Source organism: Cryobacterium sp. TMT3-29-2, assembly GCF_004564305.1.
Classification (GTDB): Bacteria; Actinomycetota; Actinomycetes; order Actinomycetales; family Microbacteriaceae; genus Cryobacterium; species Cryobacterium sinapicolor.
In genome coordinates this window covers 30,175-48,651 of the sequence record NZ_SOGK01000051.1, presented here as the reverse complement: position 1 = coordinate 48,651, position 18,477 = coordinate 30,175, and the positions used below count along the sequence as shown (strand labels likewise).

The following is an 18,477-nucleotide window of genomic DNA, read 5'->3' as shown; positions in this document are numbered from 1 at the left end:
CTCAACGATCCACCGACACCTGAAGCTTCTTCGCCCTCCGCACCTGGTGCAGGATCGGTTCGGTGTATCCGTTGGGTGAGGATGCACCCTCAAGGATGAGTCGGCGTGCAGCCATGAACGCGAGACCGGGACCGGTCGACCCGATCAGTGCCTCGTAGGTCGGGTCGTCGGCATTCTGCGCATCGACGACCGCAGCCAGACGCCCGAGGCTCGCGTCGACATCCGTCCTGCTGATCACACCGTGGGTAAGCCAGTTCGCGAGAAGCTGACTGGAGATTCGCAGCGTCGCCCGGTCCTCCATGAGTGCAACGCCATGGATGTCCGGAACCTTGGAACACCCAACTCCCTGATCGACCCATCGAACGACATAGCCGAGGATCGACTGAACGTTGTTGTTCAGCTCGGTCAGGCGCTCCTCGTCGCTGAGGTCTCGCTCGGCGAGTGGAAGGACGAGAATCGGGTCCAGCACCTGGCGAGTGCGCCCGGTCAGTTCTCGCTGACGGGCAGCCACGTCGACCTCGTGATAGTGGATGGCGTGCAGCGTCGCCGCTGTGGGCGACGGGACCCAGGCGGTGGTCGCCCCGGAACGGGGATGCGCGATCTTCTGCTCGAGCATGTCATGCATGAGATCGGGCATGGCCCACATGCCCTTGCCGATCTGGGCACGGCCTGGGAAACCCGTCGCGAGGCCGGCGTCGACGTTCGCATTCTCGTAGGCCGCCATGAAGGGCATGGAACGGATCGCGCTCTTGGTGTCCACCGGCCCGGCGTGCATGGAGGTGTGGATCTCGTCGCCCGTGCGATCGAGGAACCCCGTATTGATGAACGCGATGCGCTCCGCGGCAACGGCGATGCAGGCCCGGAGATTCAGCGTCGTGCGCCGTTCTTCGTCCATGATCCCCATCTTCACGGTGAGTGGGGGCAGGCCGAGGAACTGCTCCACCCGGGCGAACAGGTCGACTGCGAAGGCCACCTCGTCGGGGCCATGCATCTTCGGCTTGACGATGTACACCGAGCCGGTGCGTGAGTTGCCACCGCGGGCCTCGCCGACAAGGTCGGGGAAGGAACCGAGCACGGTCATCACCGCGTCGAGAATCCCTTCGAACACCTCGGCACCGGACGCGTCCCGAACTGTGTCGGTCTGCATCAGGTGCCCGACGTTGCGAACCAGCAGCAGGCTCCGGCCGTGCAGCGTCAAAGCGCCGCCGCCCGGTGCCGTGTAGCCGCGGTCGCGGTTCATGGTGCGCGTGAAGGCGCCGGCGCCCTTCCTGACGGTCTCACTCAGCGTGCTGCGCATGAGCTCGCGCCAGTTGCGGTAGCCGAGCACCTTGTCGTCGGCGTCGACTGCGGCAACCGAGTCTTCGAGGTCCATGATCGTTGTCACCGCGGACTCGAGCACGATGTCCTGGATGCCCGCACTGTCCGTGGCCCCGATGGGTGCGGCCCGGTCAATGATCACGTCGAGGTGCAGTCCGTGGTGGAGGAAGAGCACCGACGACGGCTCCGAGGGCTCTCCCACATAGCCGGCCAGCGCCGAGGGCTCAGCGAGAGCAGCGGATGTTCCGTCCCCCAGAACCACGACCAGCGCACCGTTTTCGACGCGGTAGGCGACGGCATCGGCGTGCGAACCCCTCTCAAGCGGGATGGCCTGGTCGAGCAGGGCTCGTCCGCGCGCGATCACCCGTGCGCCCCGCACCGGGTTGAAGGAGCCCGAGCGGGCCGCGCCGTCGTCATCCGCTATCGCATCGGTGCCGTAGAGCGCATCGTAGAGCGAGCCCCAGCGGGCGTTCGCCGCATTGACAGCGAACCGCGCGTTGAGCAGCGGAACGACGAGCTGCGGTCCAGCCTGCGACGCGATCTCCGAATCGACGTTCGAGGTGGTGATCGTGAAGTCTCCGGGTTCGGGCCTGAGATACCCGATCTCGGTCAGGAACGCGCGGTACTCAACCGGGTCCGGCTGGCCGGGACGATCCAGGTGAAAGGCATCGATCTGGGCCTGCAGGTCATCCCGGAGGCCGAGCAGCTCAGTGTTCCTGGGGGTGAGGTCACTGACCAGCGTGCTCAGCCCCAGCCAGAAGGCGTCCGCGGCAATGCCGGTGCCCTGCAACGCTTCGTTCTCAACGAAGGCGGCGAACGAGGCGGCGAGATCGAGACCCGCTCGCTCGACGCGGGCGGACCGGCCGGGGCCGGGCGCAAAGACGGATGCTGTGATGGGCGTGTTCATCGTTGAACTCCTTGGGCAGGCGCGGGGACGCCCGCTCGGCCGACTGTGTCTGGCCAGTCTCTCACCCGGCACCACAGCTCCATGACGAGTACACGCCGGGATGGCCGCGTGCAATAGTGTTCATCTATCCGGCGGACGCTTCACCCTCAGTTCACCGCACTGTCTCAATCGCTGAATTAGGAACCTGATGGCTGAAGTTCGCGCACGTTCCAGTCGATCCGAACGATTGGATGCGCTCCCGTTCACCCGGGAGCACCGCAAGGTGCTCGTGGGTTCCGGGCTGGGCTGGGCTCTGGATGCGATGGATGTCGGACTGATTTCCTTCGTCCTCGCACAATTGGCCGTTCAATGGCAGGCCACCGACGTCGAACTCTCCTGGATTGCCTCCGCTGGGTTCGTCGGCATGGCCATCGGGGCAGTTCTGGGTGGCCTGTTGGCCGATTGCATCGGCCGGCGCCAGGTTTTCGCACTCACCCTCCTCGTCTACGGACTCGCGACGGGAGCGTCGGCGTTGTCCGAGACCGTCGCCGTTCTCATCGCGTGGCGATTCCTCGTGGGGCTCGGTCTCGGCGGTGAACTTCCGGTCGCCTCGACGCTCGTGAGCGAGTTCGCGCCGCCACGAATTCGTGGCCGCATCATCGTCATCCTTGAGTCGTTCTGGGCCATCGGCTGGACCGTTTCCGCAGTCATCGGATATCTGGTCGTCCCGGCGTCGGACGACGGATGGCGCTGGGCACTGGCCATCGGAGCCGCTCCGGCCGTCTACGCGGTGGTCGTCCGACTCCGGCTGCCGGAATCGGTTCGCTTCCTCGAGTCGCGTGGCCGCCTCTCCGAGGCGGAGTCGACCGTGAGACGATTCGAAGAATCCGCCGGAGTCACCGCTGCACCCAGTGGTCCTGCGCTGCCCGCACCGACCGTTCAGAGGACGGCGCTTTCCGGTGCCCGGACACGCGTCTCCGCGCTGTGGTCGCAGGGCCTGCGGCGCCGAACGGGTGCGTTGTGGCTGGTCTGGTTCTGCGTGAACTTCTCCTACTACGGCGCCTTCATCTGGCTTCCGACCATCCTGGTCGCGTCGGGGTACTCGCTTGTTCGCTCCTTTGCCTACACGCTGATCATCACCGTGGCGCAACTACCCGGCTATGCCGCTTCGGCGTACCTCATCGAGCGCTGGGGGCGGCGCAGGACCCTCGCGGTGTTCCTTGTCGGCTCGGCACTCTCGGCGGCTTTTTTCGGGCTCGCCGGCAATACCACCCAGGTGATCGTTGCCGGCATGCTGCTCTCCTTCTTCAACCTCGGCGCCTGGGGGGCGCTCTACGCGGTGACCCCGGAGCTGTACCCCACGCGCATCCGTGCCACCGGGGCCGGCTGGGCCGCCGGAATCGGGCGGATCGCCGCGATCGTTGCTCCGCTGGCCGTACCGGTTCTGCGCGAGATGGGTGGGACGGCACTCCTGTTCACGGTCTTTGCACTGTTCTTCGTCGTCGCGGCTATCGGCGCTCTCGGGCTCCCCGAGATGCGGGGCGAAGCTTTGGAGGACTGACGCAGTAGCGAGACCGGGCAGCCGCGTTGACTCCGAGGTCGACGTGAGGCGGTCCAGATGTCTGTGCCGACTGGTCAGAACCGAGACAGAGGATGCCGCGTGGTTCGCGATCGACGACGCCCGCAAAGAGCACTGGAGTGTTCCTCGTCACTGATCGAGGAGCGCCAGCTCGCCCCGACGTCCAGGTCCACCACTGCATGAGGTCGCGCAGGTCGACGGGACCACGCGTGCCGGCGAACACCAACGAGCCCCGTGCGAGATTCTCGATCGGTGCGCCCGGGAAGTCCGCCGGGCCCAGTTCTCGTTCCGCCACGGTCGTGTACCCGGTCGCGGTCACGAACGCAGCACGATCGGCGTTCGTGACCTGGCGACGGTCGATCCACACGGCGCTGGCCGTCACCAGGTGCGCGGGCGCCTCCTCCGCGTAATGATCGTCCGAGTCCATGCGGAAAGTCCCACCGGGCACGAACACCATGCCATCCGACAGCGGCGACGTCTCCTGCCCCACGTCTAGTGCAGCGCGCCATTGGTAGCGTCATCCAGCTGGCGCATGACCGCATCCAAATTGACAGCGGCCGGCTTCTGGTGCGGCGGGAATTGTGCGAAGGCCGGGATCTGCTCTGCCACCGTGCGTCAAGCAAGCGCAACCGCCGATCAACACCCAGCGCGCTCGCCGAGCCCAACACTGCAAATCGAGACAATCCGAAGTGCCTCGTTTCAACCGTCGTCTCCGCGTGCGCGCGCTTCGCTAAAGCCTGTAGACACTGGCACTCTTGAACGATGAAGAACGTGATGACGGCAGCCGTACTGACCAAATTCGGTGGCCCCGAAGTGCTGGAACTGCACCACGATTGGCCGCGGCCTCAACCTCGGGACCACCAGGTACTGGTCAAAGTCACGGCGGCCGCGGTCAACAACACGGATATTCGGACGCGCCAGGGAGCATACGGGCTCCCTGAAGATCCCGCGGCGAAGGCCGGCTGGCTGGCTGGCTGGGCTCCTTTGATTTTCCTCGCATCCAGGGTGGGGATATCACCGGCGTTGTCGTCGAAGTAGGTCCGGGCGTGACCGAAGAACTGTTGGGTCGCCGGGTGCTCCTGGATCCGGCTCTCTACGGCTGCGATGACGAGAACGCTTCGCCGGTGGGGTACCTGGGCAGCGAGGCCGATGGTGGGTTCGCAGAGTACGTCGCCGTGGATGCCTCGCATGCCCATGACGTGCAGGACTCCCCGCTGTCAGACGAGCAGCTGGCGTGCCTGCCAGTGGCGTTCGGCACCGCGATCGGAATGCTGGAACGGGCGCACGTGCAGGCCGGCGAGACCGTGCTCGTGACGGGGGCAGCCGGGGGTGTCGGTCTCGCCCTCGTTCAGCTGGCGGCCGCTCGAGGCGCACGCGTGCTGGCGATCACGAGCGGGTCTAAAGGAGATGCTGTGCTCGTGAACGGGGCAGCCCAGATCTTCAGCCGGGACTCCCCCGACCTGTTGACCGAGATTGCCGCCGCCGCTCCCTCAGGACTGGATGTGGTTGCCGACATCGCCGGCGGACCGGGACTCTCGGCCATGATGCCGCTGCTTCGGGACGATGGTCGCTGGGTGAATGCGGGTGCTGTGGCCGGGCCGGTGATCGAATTCGACCTCCGTCGCCTCTACCTCCATAACGTGCAGTTGATCGGATCCTCCACTTCAACTTCGACGCCGTCAGGGTGCCCGCCGCCCGCAGCACCTCCGCCTCGAACGCGGGCCTCGCCGCCTCGACCAACTCCGCCCGCCTCGCGAACGCCGCAGCGACGGCCCGTTCGGCGTCCGCGATCGCCTCGAAATACTCCCCGAGTGCCTCGTGCTCTTCAATGAATGAGGGCTTCATGACGCACACGCTACGGACACCCACCGACATTCGAGGCGGCATCCGCTCACCCCGGAACACCCTGTGGATAACACGATCAGACCCACGTTGTGGAGGGAAAGGCGCTGATCAGTGATCGCGCCCCGTCAGGCCGAGGAACGTGCGGAGCCGGAGTGCGCCTTCGACTTCCACGGGCTCAGCGCGGATCAGGGTGCCGGCAGTCAGAACCAGTCTCTGATTCAAGGCCATCTCGCCATCGCGCCTCTTCAGCCGACCGACCCCGTTCTCCCGATACCCGACTTTTCTGGACACGGCGAGCGAGGCAGGATTGTCAACGAATGCCGCTGAGGTGACCTCGGCGGCGTCCAGGTGATCGAACATGAAGGCGCAGAGAGCCTGTCGCATGACGGTACCGATCCCTCGGCCGTGGTGCGTCATGCCGAGCCACGAGCCCGTCTCCCCGGTCCTCGTGACGAGGTAGTCCCTGGTTGAGATGCTCTGGCAACCGACGATTTCACCGTCGACGCGAACCGTGGTTTCGAGCGTCCAAGCCGTCGGCGACATCTCAGCTCGCTGGGCCCAGTGGTACTGCATGAGCCTCAACCGCACCTCGTCAGGGGAACCGACGGTCCACGGGAAGTAGAACGGCATCTCCGTCGGCGCATGGATACCGGCCAGGGCGAGCGCGGCGAGCCCAGGTAGGTCGGCGTCGCTGACAGGAGACAGCGTCAGGGGCCCGCAGGTGATTTTCAGCCCGAAGGGTGGCCATAGCTCGTCAATCGGTTTGGACATGTGACCAATCTAGGTGCGCCATCGGCGGCTGATCCGGCTGCGACACAATCCGGTCCACTGACACCGGCGAGGACCCGGTGCTCGGGAGTGGGCCGATAAACCGTTATCATTGCTAACGATACGTTTAGACAAGTACGTTCATCGGCCGGCCAACGCGTTTCGCGCTGCGCTGTAACAAGCGGAAATATCACGTTCCGCATCAACACCAGAAGGAGTCCAAGGTGGCATCGAAACCCGCTGCAGACATTATTGAAAGTATCGGAGGGGCCGAAAACGTCGTCGGCCTCACCCACTGTGCCACCCGGCTGCGCTTCACGTTAAAGGATGCATCGGGGATCGACCAGGCAGCCGTCGAGGCGTTGCCTTTGGTTCTCGGCGCCGTTCCGCAGTCCGGCGATCGGTACCAGATCGTCATTGGCGGAGCGGTAGAGACCGTCTACAACGACATTATGGCGCTGCCCGCGATGAAGAAGCACGCGGGCGACCACCACACCGGTGACAGCATCGACGAGGTCAAGGCCGCGGAACGTTCGAAGGGCCCGCGCGGGAAGTTCTCCGGGCTGGACACGTTCTTCGAGGTGCTGTCCGACTCCTTCCGCCCGATCCTTGGGGCGCTCCTCGGAGCATCCTTGTTCATCACGTTCATGGCCCTGATGGCGACCCTTGGGGTCATCCCCTCATGGAACGCACCGGGCGTCACCCTCGACCCGTCCTGGGCATTCATCAACCTGATGTGGCAGGGCGTTTTCGTCTTCCTGCCTTTGATGGTCGCCTACAACGCCTCCAAGCGGCTCGGCGCTGACCCCTGGGTCGGCTTCGGCATCATGGCCGTCGTCATGCTCCCCGGCTTCAACGCGCTGGGACTCACCGACGGAGCAGAGACCGTCTTCGGCGGCAAGGCAGCAGTCGTGCAGATCTTCGGGCTGCCGCTGACCGTCACCGACTACAGCTCCCAGGTGTTCCCGCCGCTGCTCATGGCGGTCGTCCTCGGCCTGCTGACGAAGTACCTGAAGAAGATCATTCCGTCCAGCGTTCAGCTGATCTTCGTGCCGTTCCTCAGCATGCTCATCATGATCCCGCTGACCGCCTTCCTGATCGGTCCGATGGGCGTGTACGGCGGTGCCGGTCTTGGTAACTTCCTGAAGTCGATCAACGACTTCTCGCCGTTCATCTTCGCGGTCGTCATCCCGCTCGCCTACCCGTTCATGGTTCCTCTCGGCCTGCACTGGCCGCTGAACGCGATCATGCTGCTCAACATCCAGTCCCTCGGCTATGACTTCATCCAGGGCCCCATGGGCGCCTGGAACTTCGCGTGCTTCGGCGCGACCGCCGGCGTGCTGTTCCTGTCGATCCGCGAAAAGGACCGCCTGATGAAGCAGACGGCGACGGGTGCACTCGCGGCCGGCCTCCTGGGTGGTATCTCTGAACCGTCGCTGTACGGCATCCACCTGCGGTTCAAGCGCATCTACCCACGGATGCTCGTGGGCTGCCTCGTCGGTGGCGTCATCATCGGCCTCGGCGGCGGCGTGAAGACCAGCGCCTTCGTCTTCACCTCGCTGTTGACCATCCCCGCGTTCGACAACATCCCGCTGTACGCGGGCGCTGTCGCCGCGTCGTTCTTCACCGCGATGATCCTCGTGATCCTCTCCGGCTACAAGACGCCCGAGCAGAAGGCGGAATTCGCCGCGGCTCTCTCCGCCGAAACCGCTGTGAGCGACGAGGCAGCACCTGCCTCTGACATCGCGGCGCCGGGCGTTGCCGGTGCGTCAAGCACGGGCACGGGCACGGGAACAGCGACCGCAGTCGCGACCGCAACGTCGACCGCAACCGCGACGGTTCTGGCCACGATCGGCTCACCCGTCGCCGGCATCGTCGTTCCGCTCGCCGACGTGCCGGACCCCGTGTTCAGCAAGGGAATTGTCGGGCTCGGCGTCGGAATCGATCCGACCGAGGACACCGTGTACGCACCTGGAGCCGGCAAGGTGCTAGTCGCTCAGGCGACCGGCCACGCCTTCGGTCTGCGCCTCGACAACGGTGTTGAAATGCTCATTCACGTGGGCATCGACACCGTGAACCTCGCGGGCAAGGGCTTCGAGGTCAAGGTGGCCGCGGGCGACCGGGTGGAGGCAGGCACTCCCCTGGTGACCTTCGACCGCAAGGTGATCGAGGATGCCGGCTACTCGCTGGTCACCCCGGTGCTCGTGACGAACCCCAAGAAGTTCGGATCGGTCGACCAGGCGGCGTCTGGCCAGGTAGAGGTCGGAAGCCCTCTGATCACGGTCACCGCCAAGTAGGACACCCAAGTCAAAAGGTGGGCAGAGATTCTCTGCCCACCTTTTTTCTGCGTGCACTTATACTCCAGGGGGTATGTTCTCATCGATTAGATAGATCAGCAAAGAGGATCACCCTGTGCTGATCACGTGTTCACACTGCACGATGGCAACTTGGGACGGTTGTGGCCAGCACATCGTGAACGCGCTTTACGGAGTGGCGGAGTCCGATCGTTGCACGTGCCGTAACGGCGGCTGACGAGCCCGCGGACCTGCACTGGACATCCGTTCTGAGCGCCAGAACCCAACAGGCCTTGGAACAGCCGGTGATCGGTGAGCCCTTCGACGGAATCGACGTTCCCGTGGTCAACGAACGGGCGGTTCCCCGGCGAGAGGTCGTCGCCCGAGCGGGCTTTGAAACCGAATCAGGTAGCCGTCCGGATCGGTGACCAGGAACTGACGCACACCGACTTCCTCGTCGTCGACGCGGTACCACTTCGACTCGGGCTGCATGAACAGAGAGTCGCCGGCCGCTCGCAATGCCGACAGGATCGAATCGACGTCGGACACGGCCACCTGGAAGTTCACTCCGCGGCCGTATGGGGTCTCGAGTGGCGCCGTGATCCAGTTCCTACCGGTGCCCGCCTGTTCCAGCATCACGTGCGCGGATCCCCGTGTGATGTACGCGAAGCCGTCATCCGGACGGTCGTAGCGAATCGTGAATCCACACAGGTCGCACCAAAACGCGATGCTGTCGGCGAGATTCCGCACCAGAAGTTCCGGCACCAGCGCTGGATCTGTTCCCGTTGTCATGCACTCATGCTGTCATGCCGGGGTCACCGGGTCTGGACAGGCTCGTCCACCGGACGGGCGCAGCGCCGGGTCGTGACACGCTCGACCACCGCACGGGCGCTGACAGGTCGCGGAACGGAGGCCTACCGGGTGAGGGAACTGCACTCCGGTGCGGCGTCGAAGGCCTGACCGACCGTGCTCGTGCCGTCAGCGGCGGCCGCACCGATCGCCGTCACCGTGGAAGCGAGCGCCGTCAGGGACGCGCCGGCATCGCCGGCGACCGACCCGAGGGCCACAACCAGGCCCGTGCCGGTGGCGCCTTCCACCGAGGCGACGCTCGCCTCGAGGTCGGAGATCGCCGAGCCGAGGTTATCCGATGATTGCCTGACGGCGGACACCTCGGGATCATCTTCACTGCCCCTCGGCACGGCCTTGATCGTGGCCGCGAGGGCGGCCGCCGAATCCTTGATCGTCTCCATCTGGGTGTTCAGCCGGGCCGAGACATCATCGCCGCCCGCGGCGACTGTCGACACCAGGCCCTGCACGTCTGTCTTCAGGGTGGACGTTGACGAGCAGACGTCACCGGCCCAGGCGGTCTGCTCCTCAGTGGGCGGCGTGCCGGTGGCCGGCGAGCCGGTGGCAGCCTCCGACGACGTGGCGGATGGCATGGGTGACGCCGACGGCTCCGACTGGGCGCACCCAGTGAGAAGAGCGGCCGCGGCGAGGAGGCCGATCAGGGCGCGAAGGTGCTGTTGGCTGGCCGATTTCGTCATGGGGACTCTCTCATTTCGGTGGCTATCAGCATCCGGCCCGCTCCCCGAGGGTGAGACGGGCCGGACACCCTGGACCGGTGTTCCTGTAGCTACCTTTACCGCGTGACCACCGCTATGGCTAGTCGCTCTGGTCTATTCGGTGTCTTCCGAGGTCAACTGGATCGCCAGACCGAGGGCCTCGGCGATCTTCCCCACGGCGGCCGCGGTGCGCGGAGTGCCGATGATCGGGGCCACGGCGACGAGCACGTCCTCGACGTCGTCGACGGTCAGACCTGCTTCCTCGGCCGGCCCGATGTGCACCAGATAGGACATCATCGGGGCCTCGACCGGCGAGTGCCGCGATGCGCACGAGCATCAGCGACCGACTGTCCAGTTCGGTGTGGGACAGGGATACGGCGTGGACCGAGGCCGTGCGTGTGGCCAACTCAGGACATCCGTCGCCCGGGCTGTCCGGCCGTCACGGACCAGTGCGGAACCGGCGCGGATACCCGGTGCGGCCGGACGGATCTCCTGAGTTAGCCACCACACGCGCCGGAACCACAGCCGCGCTTGTGCGGTCCGGCACCCGCTACGCGCCCCGCAGGGCGAACCAGCTTGACGCAGAGGGAGATGGACCAGAATGGCTCAAAAACCGGCTTCTTCCCGAGAATTTCCGTCGAGTTGGTGCGACGACGACGCCCAGAACGAGCGAACTCGGCTCGGGCGCGCGGGGGTTACTCCTTGGCGACCAGGGTGAGAACGTCGTAGGTGGCGACGATCTCATCGTTCTGGTTGTGCAGCACGGCGTCCCAGCAGACCTCGCCGTACTCGTCGGTCTCCCGCGGGGTGATCCGCTTGGCCGTCAGGGTGACCCGGATGCTGTCACCGGGCGACACCGGGGTGACGAACCGCAGCTTTTCCAGTCCAGAGTTCGCGAGCACCGGCCCGGGAGCCGCGTCCACGAACAGCCCGGCCGCCCAGGACACCAGCAGGTAGCCGTGCGCGACGATCCCGGGGAAGAACGGGTTCGCCGCGGCCGCCTCGGCGTCGGTGTGCGCGTAGAACTTGTCACCGGTGGCCTCGGCGAACGCCGTGATGTCAGCCAGGGTGACCACGCGCGGCCCGCCCTGCGTCTGGTCGCCCACCCGTAACTCGGCCAGGGACTTACGGAACGGGTGGATGCCCGTGCGCACCGCGGCGCCGGTGTGCCACTCCCCCGTGATGGCGGTCAGCATGTCGGGCGAGCCCTGGATCGCCGTGCGCTGCATGTGGTGCAGCACCGAACGGATGCCGCCGAGTTCCTCGCTACCGCCGGCCCGCCCGGGTCCGCCGTGCACGAGGTGCGGAACGGGAGAGCCGTGGCCCGTGCTGCTGCGCGCGTCGACCCGGTCGAGCATCAGCACCCGGCCGTGGTGCGCGGCGATCCCAAGCACAAGCGTGCGCGCGACATCCGGGTGGTGGGTGGCCACCGTCGTCACCAGTGAGCCGCCGCCGCGCGCGGCCAGCGCGACGGCGTGGTCCAGATCGGTGTATTCGATGATGGAGGCCACTGGGCCGAAGGCTTCGATCTCGTGCACGGCCGGGCTCTCCGGGTCGTGGAAGGCCAGCAGGATGGGGGCCACGAAGGCGCCTTCCGGGTCGGTTCCGGCCGGGGCGTCGACCGAGCCCATCACGATGCGTCCGCCGCCGTCGACCAGCCGGGCGACGCTGGCGAGCACCTCGTCGCGCTGCCCGGTGCTGGCGAGGGGCCCCATGGTGACCCCCTCGGCGCGTGGGTCGCCGATGGTGACGCGGCGGACCATCCGTTCGGACACGGCCGCGACCACCTGGTCGCGACGACCCGCCGGCACGATCAGCCGGCGGATGCTCGTGCACTTCTGGCCGGCCTTGCTGGTCATCTCGGCCACCACGGAGGCGACGTAGGCGTCGAACTCGGCCGTACCGGCCGAAGCGTCTGGGCCCAGAATCGCGGCGTTGAGCGAGTCGGTCTCGCTGGTGAAGCGCACGCCGCCCTCGACCACGTTCGGGTGGGCCTTGAGGGAGCGGGCGGTGCCGGCCGACCCGGTGAACGCCACCAGGTCCCGGTAGTCGAGGTGGTCGATCAGGTCGCGGGCGCTGCCGGAGATCAGCTGCAGGGACCCGGCGGGCAGGATGCCGGACGCCAGAATGTGGCGCACGACCGCCTCGGTCAGGTAGCCGGTGGGGGTCGCGGGCTTCACGATCGTCGGCACGCCGGCGATGAACGCCGGGGCCAGCTTCTCGAGCATGCCCCAGACCGGGAAGTTGAAGGCGTTGATCTGGCAGGCGACGCCGGGGATGCGGGTGTAGATGTGCTGACCGCTGAAGGAGCCGTCCCGGGACAGCGCCTCGACGTCGCCGTCGATGTAGACCTGGCTGTTGGGCATCTCGCGCCGGCCTTTGGAGGACAGCGTGAACAGAACGCCGATGCCGCCGTCGATGTCGACCATCGAGTCGTAGCGGGTGGCGCCGGTGCGGGCGGAGAGCTCATAGAGCTCCTCTTTGACCCCGCCCAAGTACTGTCCCAGCTGCTTCAGCAGGATGGCGCGCTGATGGAAGGTCAGTTCGCCCAGCGAAGCCTGACCGATCGTGCGGGCGTGTTCGACCACGGCGGCCAGGTCGAGTCCGTCGCTGCTGACCCGGGCGACCTCGACGCCGGTGCTCGCGTCGAGGACGCGCTGGGTGCGCGCGTCGGCACCCGGGGTCCACCAGGAGTCGAGGACGTAGCTGGGAACGACCGTGTCAGAGCTCGTGTCAGTGCTGGTGCCATTGCTGAGGAGTGTCATGATGCGTCCTTCCAATCGAAGAAGCCGCGGCCGCTCTTGCGTCCGAGGTCACCGCGCGCGACGAGGTCGCGCAGCAGTTGCGGCGGGGTGAACCGGTCGCCGAGGGTGTCGTGCAGGTGCTCGGCTATGCCGAGGCGAACGTCGAGACCGACGATGTCGGTGGTGCGGAGAGGCCCGACCGGATGCTTGTAGCCGAGCACCATGGCCGTGTCGATGTCCTCGGGACTGGCGACGCCCTCCTCGACCATGCGGATCGCCTCGAGCGCGATCGCGACGCCGAGGCGGGAACTGGCGAACCCGGGCGAGTCCCGCACCAGGATGGGCGTCTTCCCGAGCGCCGACACCCACGACCGGGCGAGCCGGGCGAGTTCAGGGTCGGTGCGCTCCCCGGTGACGACCTCGATCAGGGTCGAGACCGGCACCGGGTTGAAGAAGTGCAGTCCGATGAACCGGCCCGGGCGGTCCAGCGCCTCGGCCAGATCGGTGATCGACAGCGAAGAGGTGTTGGACGCCAGCCAGGCTGTAGGGGCGAGGTGCGCCTCCACCAAGCGGAGCGCCTGCGTCTTCAGCGCCACGTTCTCGGGAACGGCCTCGACGACGAGGCCGGAGCCGGCGAACGCGGCGGCATCCGTTGCCACGGTCAGCCGGTCGCTGAGCTCGGCACGGCTCGCGGTCACGCTGCCGCGACCGAGGGACTTGTCGACGGCCGCCAGAACCCGGTCGCGAGCGGCGGCTGCCGCGGCGTCTCCCTGCTCGACGACGGTGACGTGGGCGCCAGCCATCAGGAATGCGTGGGCGATGCCGGCGCCCATGCGGCCGCCGCCGAGCACGCCGACCTGGGCGGGCACCTGCTCGGAGACGGGCTGGGTCGCCTCGGTGGCCTGAGTGGCCTCGGTGACCTCGGTGGCCTCGGTGGCCTCGGTGCTGAGCGTCATCGCTTCTTCCTCTCCAGGAATGCGGTCATGCGGGCGAATTTCTCCTCGGACTCGAAGAGCCGGGCCTGGGCTTCGTTGTCGGCCAACGGATGCGCGGCCGCCGGGACATGGAAGACCTCTTTGGCCAGCTGGGTGGCCAGGGGGTCCTGTCTGGCGATCCGGTCGGCCAGCGCGTGTGCGGCCGCCAGCAGGGCGCCCGGTTCGTGCACCTCGGTGACCAGGTGCACGGCCAGCGCCTCGGCGGCGGTCAGGATACGACCGGCCAGGATGATCTCCTTGGCCACGGGTTCGCCGACCAGTGCGGCCAGCCGCCAGAGCGCACCGGCCGCCGGGATGATGCCGAGGGCGGTCTCCGGGTTGCCGAGCCGAGCCGTCGTCGAGGCGAGCCGGAAGTCGGCGGCGTAGGCCAGTTCGGCACCTCCGCCGAGCGCCCAACCGTCGATGGCGGCGATCACCGGCAGCGGCAGCCTGGCGATCCGGCCGAACAGGCCGGAGTTGATGCCCTTCAGGGCGTCCTCGGCCCGGCGGTCCCGCAGCTGCGCGATGTCGGCCCCGGAGGCGAAGACGCCGTTCGTGCCGGAGAGGATCAGGATGCGCGGCCCGCGTTCGAGTTCGCCGCAGACCAGGTGCAGCTCGTCGATCATGGTCTGGTCGATCGCGTTGCGCACATCCGGACGGTTGAGCTGCACGTGCACGCGGTCCGGCCGGTACTCGACGAGCAGGGTCGAGAACTCACGCGACATCTAGACTCGCTCCACGAGTAGGGAGGAGCCCTGCCCGACGCCCACGCACATGGTGGCCACGCCGCGGCGGGCACCTTCGCGCTCCATGCGTCCCAGCAGGGTGATCAGGATACGGGAACCGGACGATCCGAGGGGATGTCCGAGGGCGATGGCGCCGCCGTGCCGGTTGACGATCTCCGGGTCGAGGCCGAGGCGGCGGATGCAGGCCAACGACTGGGTCGCGAACGCCTCGTTCAGTTCGACGGCGTCGACATCCCCGATGGTCAGGCCCAGGCGGTGCAATAGCTTTTGCGTGGCCGGGACGGGGCCGAGCCCCATGGTCTCCGGGGCGACGCCGGCGCTGGCTCCGCCCACTACCCGGGCGCGGGGCGACAGCCCCAGACGTTCGATGGCAGCCTCGCTCGCCACGACGATGGCGGACGCGCCGTCGTTGAGGGAGCTGGCGTTGCCGGCCGTGACGATGCCGCCCGGCCGCACGACCGAGCGCAGCCCGGCGAGGCGTTCGAGCGTGGTGTCGGCCCGGGGCCCCTCGTCGATCTCGGCCAGGCCGGCCCGGGTTGGGACACCCACGATCTCGGGCGTGAAGATACCGTCACGCTGCGCCTCGAGCGCCAACCGGTGCGAGCGCAAGGCGAACGTGTCGGCATCCGTGCGGCTGATGCCGTCCAGGGCCGCGACTTCCTCGGCCGTCTCGGACATGGAAAAAGTGGCCTTGTCGCGCGCTGTCAGGCGCGGATTGGTGAAGCGCCAGCCGATCGAGGTGTCGACGATCTCACCCGGCTTGGCGAACGCCTTCTCCGGCTTGGCGAGAACCCAGGGTGCGCGGGTCATCGACTCGACACCGCCCGCGATCACGATGTCCGCTTCGCCGGCCTTGATCATGTTGGCGGCCAGGTGCACGGCGGACAACCCGGAGGCGCAGAGCCGGTTGACCGTGATCCCCGGCACGCTGTCGGGGAGACCTGCCAGGAGCACGGCCATGCGGGCGACGTTGCGGTTGTCCTCGCCGGCCTGGTTCGCGGCTCCCAGGATGACCTCGTCGACCAGGGTGGGATCCAGTCCGGACCGGGACACGACTGCGGCCAGCACGACGGCGGCCAGGTCGTCGGGACGGATGCCGGCCAGCACCCCGCCGTATCGGCCGATGGGAGTTCGAACACCATCAACGAGGAATGCTTCGGGCATGGCTTCATCACCTTTGATCGCCGTGTTACTAACTGACCGTTCGTTTTGTAAAGAATGTCATAGAAAGTCCTTGCAGGGCAAGAGGAGGAAGCCGCCACGCCGCCCTCCCCCACATCGGCTCGACTGAGGCACACTGGATGGGTGAACGCAACGCCCAGCACCGTCCCATCCGCCCCCGGCACCGGTCGCCGCCCCGCCGGCCGCCTCGGTCTCCGCCGCAATCTGTTACGCCCGGACCGGTCGGACCAGGCAGACCGGGTCACCTTCATCGAGTTGTTCTTCGACCTGATCTTCGTTTTCGCGCTGACCCAACTGTCGAACCATCTCTATGAGAACCAGTCCTGGCAGGGCGCCGCGGAGTCCGTCGTCCTGGTGCTCGTCCTGTGGTGGATCTGGGTGCACACCACCTGGGTGACCAACGTGCTCGACCCGGCGCGCCTGCCCGTGCGCGGGGTCGTGATCGGCCTCTCCCTCATCGGGCTCGTGGTCAGCGTCTCGATCTTCGAATCGTTCGGCGACCGGGGACTCATCTTCGCCGTGGCCTATGTCACCCTGCAGCTCGGCCGCACGGCCTTCATGGCCCTCGCGCTCGCGCGCCACGACCCTGCCCTCTTCCGCGCCTTCGTGCGAATCTTCGTCTGGCTGGCCGTGGCCGGGCTGTTCTGGATTCTCGGCGGTCTGCTCCCGGCCGACTACCGGCTGCTGCTCTGGGCGTCAGCGTTGGGGATCGAATTCGTGTCAGCCTCGCTCGGTTTCCCGGTTCCGGGCCTCGGCCGGGCCACCCCCGGCAATGGCGAGCTGTCCGGCCCGCACATCGCGGAGCGCAGCGCCCTGTTCGTCATCATCGCGCTCGGAGAATCCTTCCTGGTGACCGGCTTCGCCTTCGTCGACCAGGACGTCTCGGTGCCGGGCGTGCTCGGCCTCCTGTTGGCCTTCGTGAGCGGAGCGGCCATGTGGTGGCTGTATTTCGACCACGGGGAGCACGCCGGCAGCAAGGCACTCACCGAGGCAGCCAACCCCGGCCGTCTCGCCCGCCTCGCCTATACCTATGTGCACGCCCTGATCATCGCGGGCGTGGTGCTGACCTCGGTCGGCGACAAAGAGATCCTGGCGCATCCGGATGGCCCGGTCACGTTCTCGACGGCCGTCGCGATCACCGGCGGGCCGCTGCTGTACCTGCTAGGGCTGGCGCTGTTCCGGTTCCTCGTCGCCGGGGAAGTTCTGGTCTCCCACCTGAGCGGTATCGCGGTGCTGTTGCTGGCGCTGCCTCTCGCCTCCGCCCTGCCACCGCTCGCCGTGGGAGCGGCGGGAGCGTTCGTGCTGGCCACCGTCGCCTGCTGGGACACCATCGTGCGCGTGCGGAACGGCACCGCCGAGGAAAAGGCCGGCTAGCCGAGACGGGGCAGCGAAACGACAGGAACACGGGGTGCGCCCAATGCGATACCCCTCATTCCTGTTGTGTCAGATGATCGAACCGCGGTTAGAAGAATCCGTCGGGGGTTCCGGCGGCCTTCGTCACCGACTCGGTGCCGATGCGGGCGGCGGTGAGCTGGGCCATCGCGACGCGCAGGCCGGACTCCATCTGGGCGGCCCAAACCTCGGTTTCGCGGCTGGCGGCGTCTGCGGCATCCGCTCGGGCGATGGCCTTCTCCTTTTCGGCGCGTTCGCTGCGCACCTGCTGAATGCTCAGGGTGATGCCGTAGTAGGCGGCCACCATCGAGGCGATGGGCGTGGCGAAGACGGCCAGGGCGTTGATGCTCTCGCTCGACACCCCGACCAGCAGCATCACGATGAAGGCCACCGCGAGCGCGGCGATGCCGACCAGGACGACGAGTGCGGTGCGCTGGCCGGGCGTGGTCGTGAATCGTGGTGTCGACGCTGGAGCGGGAGCCGGCTGGGCCGCGGCCGGCTGCGGGTCTTCGACGGGCTCGAGCGTCTCGGTCTGATCGTTCAGGGGCAGCGCCCGGGTGGACGTGCCGGTCGAGGAGAAATCAGTCATTGTTCGGGCTCCGTCGTCAGGGTGCATCGGGGGAAGAGGCGGTTGGGTCATTGTCTTCTACCGACTGGGCAGGGTCAAGGCGGGCAGGGTCACGGCGGGCGTCCCCGCGGGCATTCGGGTCGTCGTTGAGGAAGACCCGCTTGTAGCTGCGGCCGTCGGCGAGTTCGACGGTCCGGCCGGCGAGCTTGCCGCGGCTCAGCTTCAGGTAGATCGCCTGGGCAGTGACGCCCAACTGCGCTGCGGCCTCGGACACGGACAGCCCGGGCAGATCCGTGGGCACGGCGCTGGGGCGCGCGGCCCGCTTGCGTCCGGCCGCCTGGCGGGCGGCGATCTCGGCGTCGGTGCCGTTCCAACGCCACTTCGCGGCGGCCGGCTTCAGCCCCGCGGCATCGGCGATCTCGTCCCAGTCCGCGCCCCCGCGGAGAGCGTCGCGCACCCCCACGAGGGTGGCCGGGTCGGCGTCAAGTTCGAGGAGCAGGGAGCGGATGGCCCGCAGCCGCTCGAGCGGCGCCGAACCGGGGGCGGCGTCCAGGGCGGCCAGGCGCGACAGGGCCGCGCTGGTCGATGGTGCGAGAAAATATCCCATTGTGTGCCGCAGG

The 18,477-nt window shown here is 67.3% G+C and carries 17 protein-coding genes; 5 read left to right on the top strand and 12 right to left on the bottom strand.

Annotated elements, in window-relative coordinates; all coding sequences use genetic code 11:
• Position 1 precedes the first annotated feature (1 nt).
• Positions 2-2,224 (bottom strand): malate synthase G, encoded by a 2,223-nt coding sequence (locus E3O67_RS06485; protein WP_135102285.1) that lies wholly within the window; start codon positions 2,222-2,224, stop codon positions 2-4.
• 187 nt (positions 2,225-2,411) lie between these two features.
• Between E3O67_RS06485 and E3O67_RS06480 the strand changes: the two genes are divergently transcribed.
• On the top strand, positions 2,412-3,764 hold the full coding sequence (locus tag E3O67_RS06480) for an MFS transporter (RefSeq protein ID WP_135102284.1): 1,353 nt from the start codon (positions 2,412-2,414) through the stop codon (positions 3,762-3,764).
• On the opposite strand, the gene E3O67_RS06475 is transcribed toward E3O67_RS06480, so the two are convergent.
• Positions 3,712-4,209 (bottom strand): SUMF1/EgtB/PvdO family nonheme iron enzyme, encoded by a 498-nt coding sequence (locus E3O67_RS06475; RefSeq protein WP_241982030.1) that lies wholly within the window; start codon positions 4,207-4,209, stop codon positions 3,712-3,714. The two genes, E3O67_RS06480 and E3O67_RS06475, sit on opposite strands and share 53 nt — an antisense overlap.
• 335 nt (positions 4,210-4,544) lie before the next feature.
• On the opposite strand from E3O67_RS06475, the gene E3O67_RS17195 reads away from it, so the two are divergent.
• Positions 4,545-4,820: a hypothetical protein gene (locus tag E3O67_RS17195; protein WP_198418959.1), complete on the top strand. Its 276-nt coding sequence runs from the start codon at positions 4,545-4,547 to the stop codon at positions 4,818-4,820.
• Complete coding sequence (locus tag E3O67_RS06470) at positions 4,745-5,614, top strand: zinc-binding dehydrogenase (protein WP_370260267.1); 870 nt, start codon at positions 4,745-4,747, stop codon at positions 5,612-5,614. The genes E3O67_RS17195 and E3O67_RS06470 overlap by 76 nt, the downstream gene beginning before the upstream one ends.
• 121 nt (positions 5,615-5,735) lie before the next feature.
• Here the strand turns inward: E3O67_RS06470 and E3O67_RS06465 are convergent, their stop codons facing one another.
• A complete protein-coding gene (locus E3O67_RS06465; RefSeq protein WP_135102282.1) occupies positions 5,736-6,398 on the bottom strand; it encodes a GNAT family N-acetyltransferase in 663 nt (220 codons plus the stop codon).
• 221 nt (positions 6,399-6,619) lie between these two features.
• Here E3O67_RS06465 and E3O67_RS06460 point away from each other — a divergent pair, with 221 nt between their 5' ends.
• Positions 6,620-8,692: a glucose PTS transporter subunit IIA gene (locus tag E3O67_RS06460; RefSeq protein ID WP_135102281.1), complete on the top strand. Its 2,073-nt coding sequence runs from the start codon at positions 6,620-6,622 to the stop codon at positions 8,690-8,692.
• A gap of 342 nt (positions 8,693-9,034) precedes the next feature.
• On the opposite strand, the gene E3O67_RS06455 is transcribed toward E3O67_RS06460, so the two are convergent.
• From E3O67_RS06455 to E3O67_RS06425, 7 genes are all read right to left on the bottom strand, one after another.
• Entirely contained in the window at positions 9,035-9,481 is a 447-nt protein-coding gene (locus E3O67_RS06455) for a VOC family protein (protein WP_135102280.1), read from the bottom strand.
• Positions 9,482-9,603: 122 nt separating this feature from the next.
• Positions 9,604-10,233, bottom strand: a complete 630-nt coding sequence (locus E3O67_RS06450; protein ID WP_135102279.1) for a hypothetical protein — start codon at positions 10,231-10,233, stop codon at positions 9,604-9,606.
• Between the two features lie 132 nt (positions 10,234-10,365).
• Positions 10,366-10,548, bottom strand: coding sequence for a hypothetical protein (locus tag E3O67_RS06445; RefSeq protein WP_198417190.1), 183 nt, complete (start codon positions 10,546-10,548; stop codon positions 10,366-10,368).
• Between the two features lie 398 nt (positions 10,549-10,946).
• Positions 10,947-13,016 (bottom strand): phenylacetic acid degradation bifunctional protein PaaZ, encoded by a 2,070-nt coding sequence (gene paaZ, locus E3O67_RS06440; protein ID WP_135102278.1) that lies wholly within the window; start codon positions 13,014-13,016, stop codon positions 10,947-10,949.
• Positions 13,013-13,828 carry a 3-hydroxyacyl-CoA dehydrogenase family protein gene (locus E3O67_RS06435; RefSeq protein ID WP_241982038.1) on the bottom strand — a complete coding sequence of 272 codons (816 nt, stop codon included), beginning with the start codon at positions 13,826-13,828 and terminating at the stop codon, positions 13,013-13,015. Before E3O67_RS06435 ends, paaZ begins: the two co-directional genes overlap by 4 nt.
• A gap of 119 nt (positions 13,829-13,947) precedes the next feature.
• A complete protein-coding gene (locus tag E3O67_RS06430) occupies positions 13,948-14,694 on the bottom strand; it encodes an enoyl-CoA hydratase/isomerase family protein (RefSeq protein WP_134430486.1) in 747 nt (248 codons plus the stop codon).
• Positions 14,695-15,879, bottom strand: a complete 1,185-nt coding sequence (locus tag E3O67_RS06425) for an acetyl-CoA C-acyltransferase (protein WP_134430489.1) — start codon at positions 15,877-15,879, stop codon at positions 14,695-14,697.
• Between the two features lie 141 nt (positions 15,880-16,020).
• On the opposite strand from E3O67_RS06425, the gene E3O67_RS06420 reads away from it, so the two are divergent.
• A complete protein-coding gene (locus tag E3O67_RS06420) occupies positions 16,021-17,271 on the top strand; it encodes a low temperature requirement protein A (protein WP_167726516.1) in 1,251 nt (416 codons plus the stop codon).
• Between the two features lie 88 nt (positions 17,272-17,359).
• On the opposite strand, the gene E3O67_RS06415 is transcribed toward E3O67_RS06420, so the two are convergent.
• Both E3O67_RS06415 and E3O67_RS06410 read right to left on the bottom strand, forming a co-directional pair.
• Complete coding sequence (locus tag E3O67_RS06415) at positions 17,360-17,878, bottom strand: hypothetical protein (protein ID WP_134430495.1); 519 nt, start codon at positions 17,876-17,878, stop codon at positions 17,360-17,362.
• Between the two features lie 16 nt (positions 17,879-17,894).
• Positions 17,895-18,464: a hypothetical protein gene (locus tag E3O67_RS06410; protein WP_135102275.1), complete on the bottom strand. Its 570-nt coding sequence runs from the start codon at positions 18,462-18,464 to the stop codon at positions 17,895-17,897.
• Between the last annotated feature and the right edge of the window lie 13 nt (positions 18,465-18,477).

Bases quoted from the DNA above. Each gene is read 5' to 3' on its own strand.
- paaZ (WP_135102278.1), bottom strand. From the start codon at position 13,016: ATGACACTCCTCAGCAATGGCACCAGCACTGACACGAGCTCTGACACG.
- E3O67_RS06445 (WP_198417190.1), bottom strand. From the start codon at position 10,548: ATGATGTCCTATCTGGTGCACATCGGGCCGGCCGAGGAAGCAGGTCTG.
- E3O67_RS06485 (WP_135102285.1), bottom strand. From the start codon at position 2,224: ATGAACACGCCCATCACAGCATCCGTCTTTGCGCCCGGCCCCGGCCGG.
- E3O67_RS06410 (WP_135102275.1), bottom strand. From the start codon at position 18,464: ATGGGATATTTTCTCGCACCATCGACCAGCGCGGCCCTGTCGCGCCTG.
- E3O67_RS06430 (WP_134430486.1), bottom strand. From the start codon at position 14,694: ATGTCGCGTGAGTTCTCGACCCTGCTCGTCGAGTACCGGCCGGACCGC.
- E3O67_RS06450 (WP_135102279.1), bottom strand. From the start codon at position 10,233: ATGACGAAATCGGCCAGCCAACAGCACCTTCGCGCCCTGATCGGCCTC.
- E3O67_RS06480 (WP_135102284.1), top strand. From the start codon at position 2,412: ATGGCTGAAGTTCGCGCACGTTCCAGTCGATCCGAACGATTGGATGCG.
- E3O67_RS06475 (WP_241982030.1), bottom strand. From the start codon at position 4,209: ATGGACTCGGACGATCATTACGCGGAGGAGGCGCCCGCGCACCTGGTG.
- E3O67_RS06425 (WP_134430489.1), bottom strand. From the start codon at position 15,879: ATGCCCGAAGCATTCCTCGTTGATGGTGTTCGAACTCCCATCGGCCGA.
- E3O67_RS17195 (WP_198418959.1), top strand. From the start codon at position 4,545: ATGAAGAACGTGATGACGGCAGCCGTACTGACCAAATTCGGTGGCCCC.
- E3O67_RS06465 (WP_135102282.1), bottom strand. From the start codon at position 6,398: ATGTCCAAACCGATTGACGAGCTATGGCCACCCTTCGGGCTGAAAATC.
- E3O67_RS06435 (WP_241982038.1), bottom strand. From the start codon at position 13,828: ATGGGCGCCGGCATCGCCCACGCATTCCTGATGGCTGGCGCCCACGTC.
- E3O67_RS06455 (WP_135102280.1), bottom strand. From the start codon at position 9,481: ATGACAACGGGAACAGATCCAGCGCTGGTGCCGGAACTTCTGGTGCGG.
- E3O67_RS06415 (WP_134430495.1), bottom strand. From the start codon at position 17,878: ATGACTGATTTCTCCTCGACCGGCACGTCCACCCGGGCGCTGCCCCTG.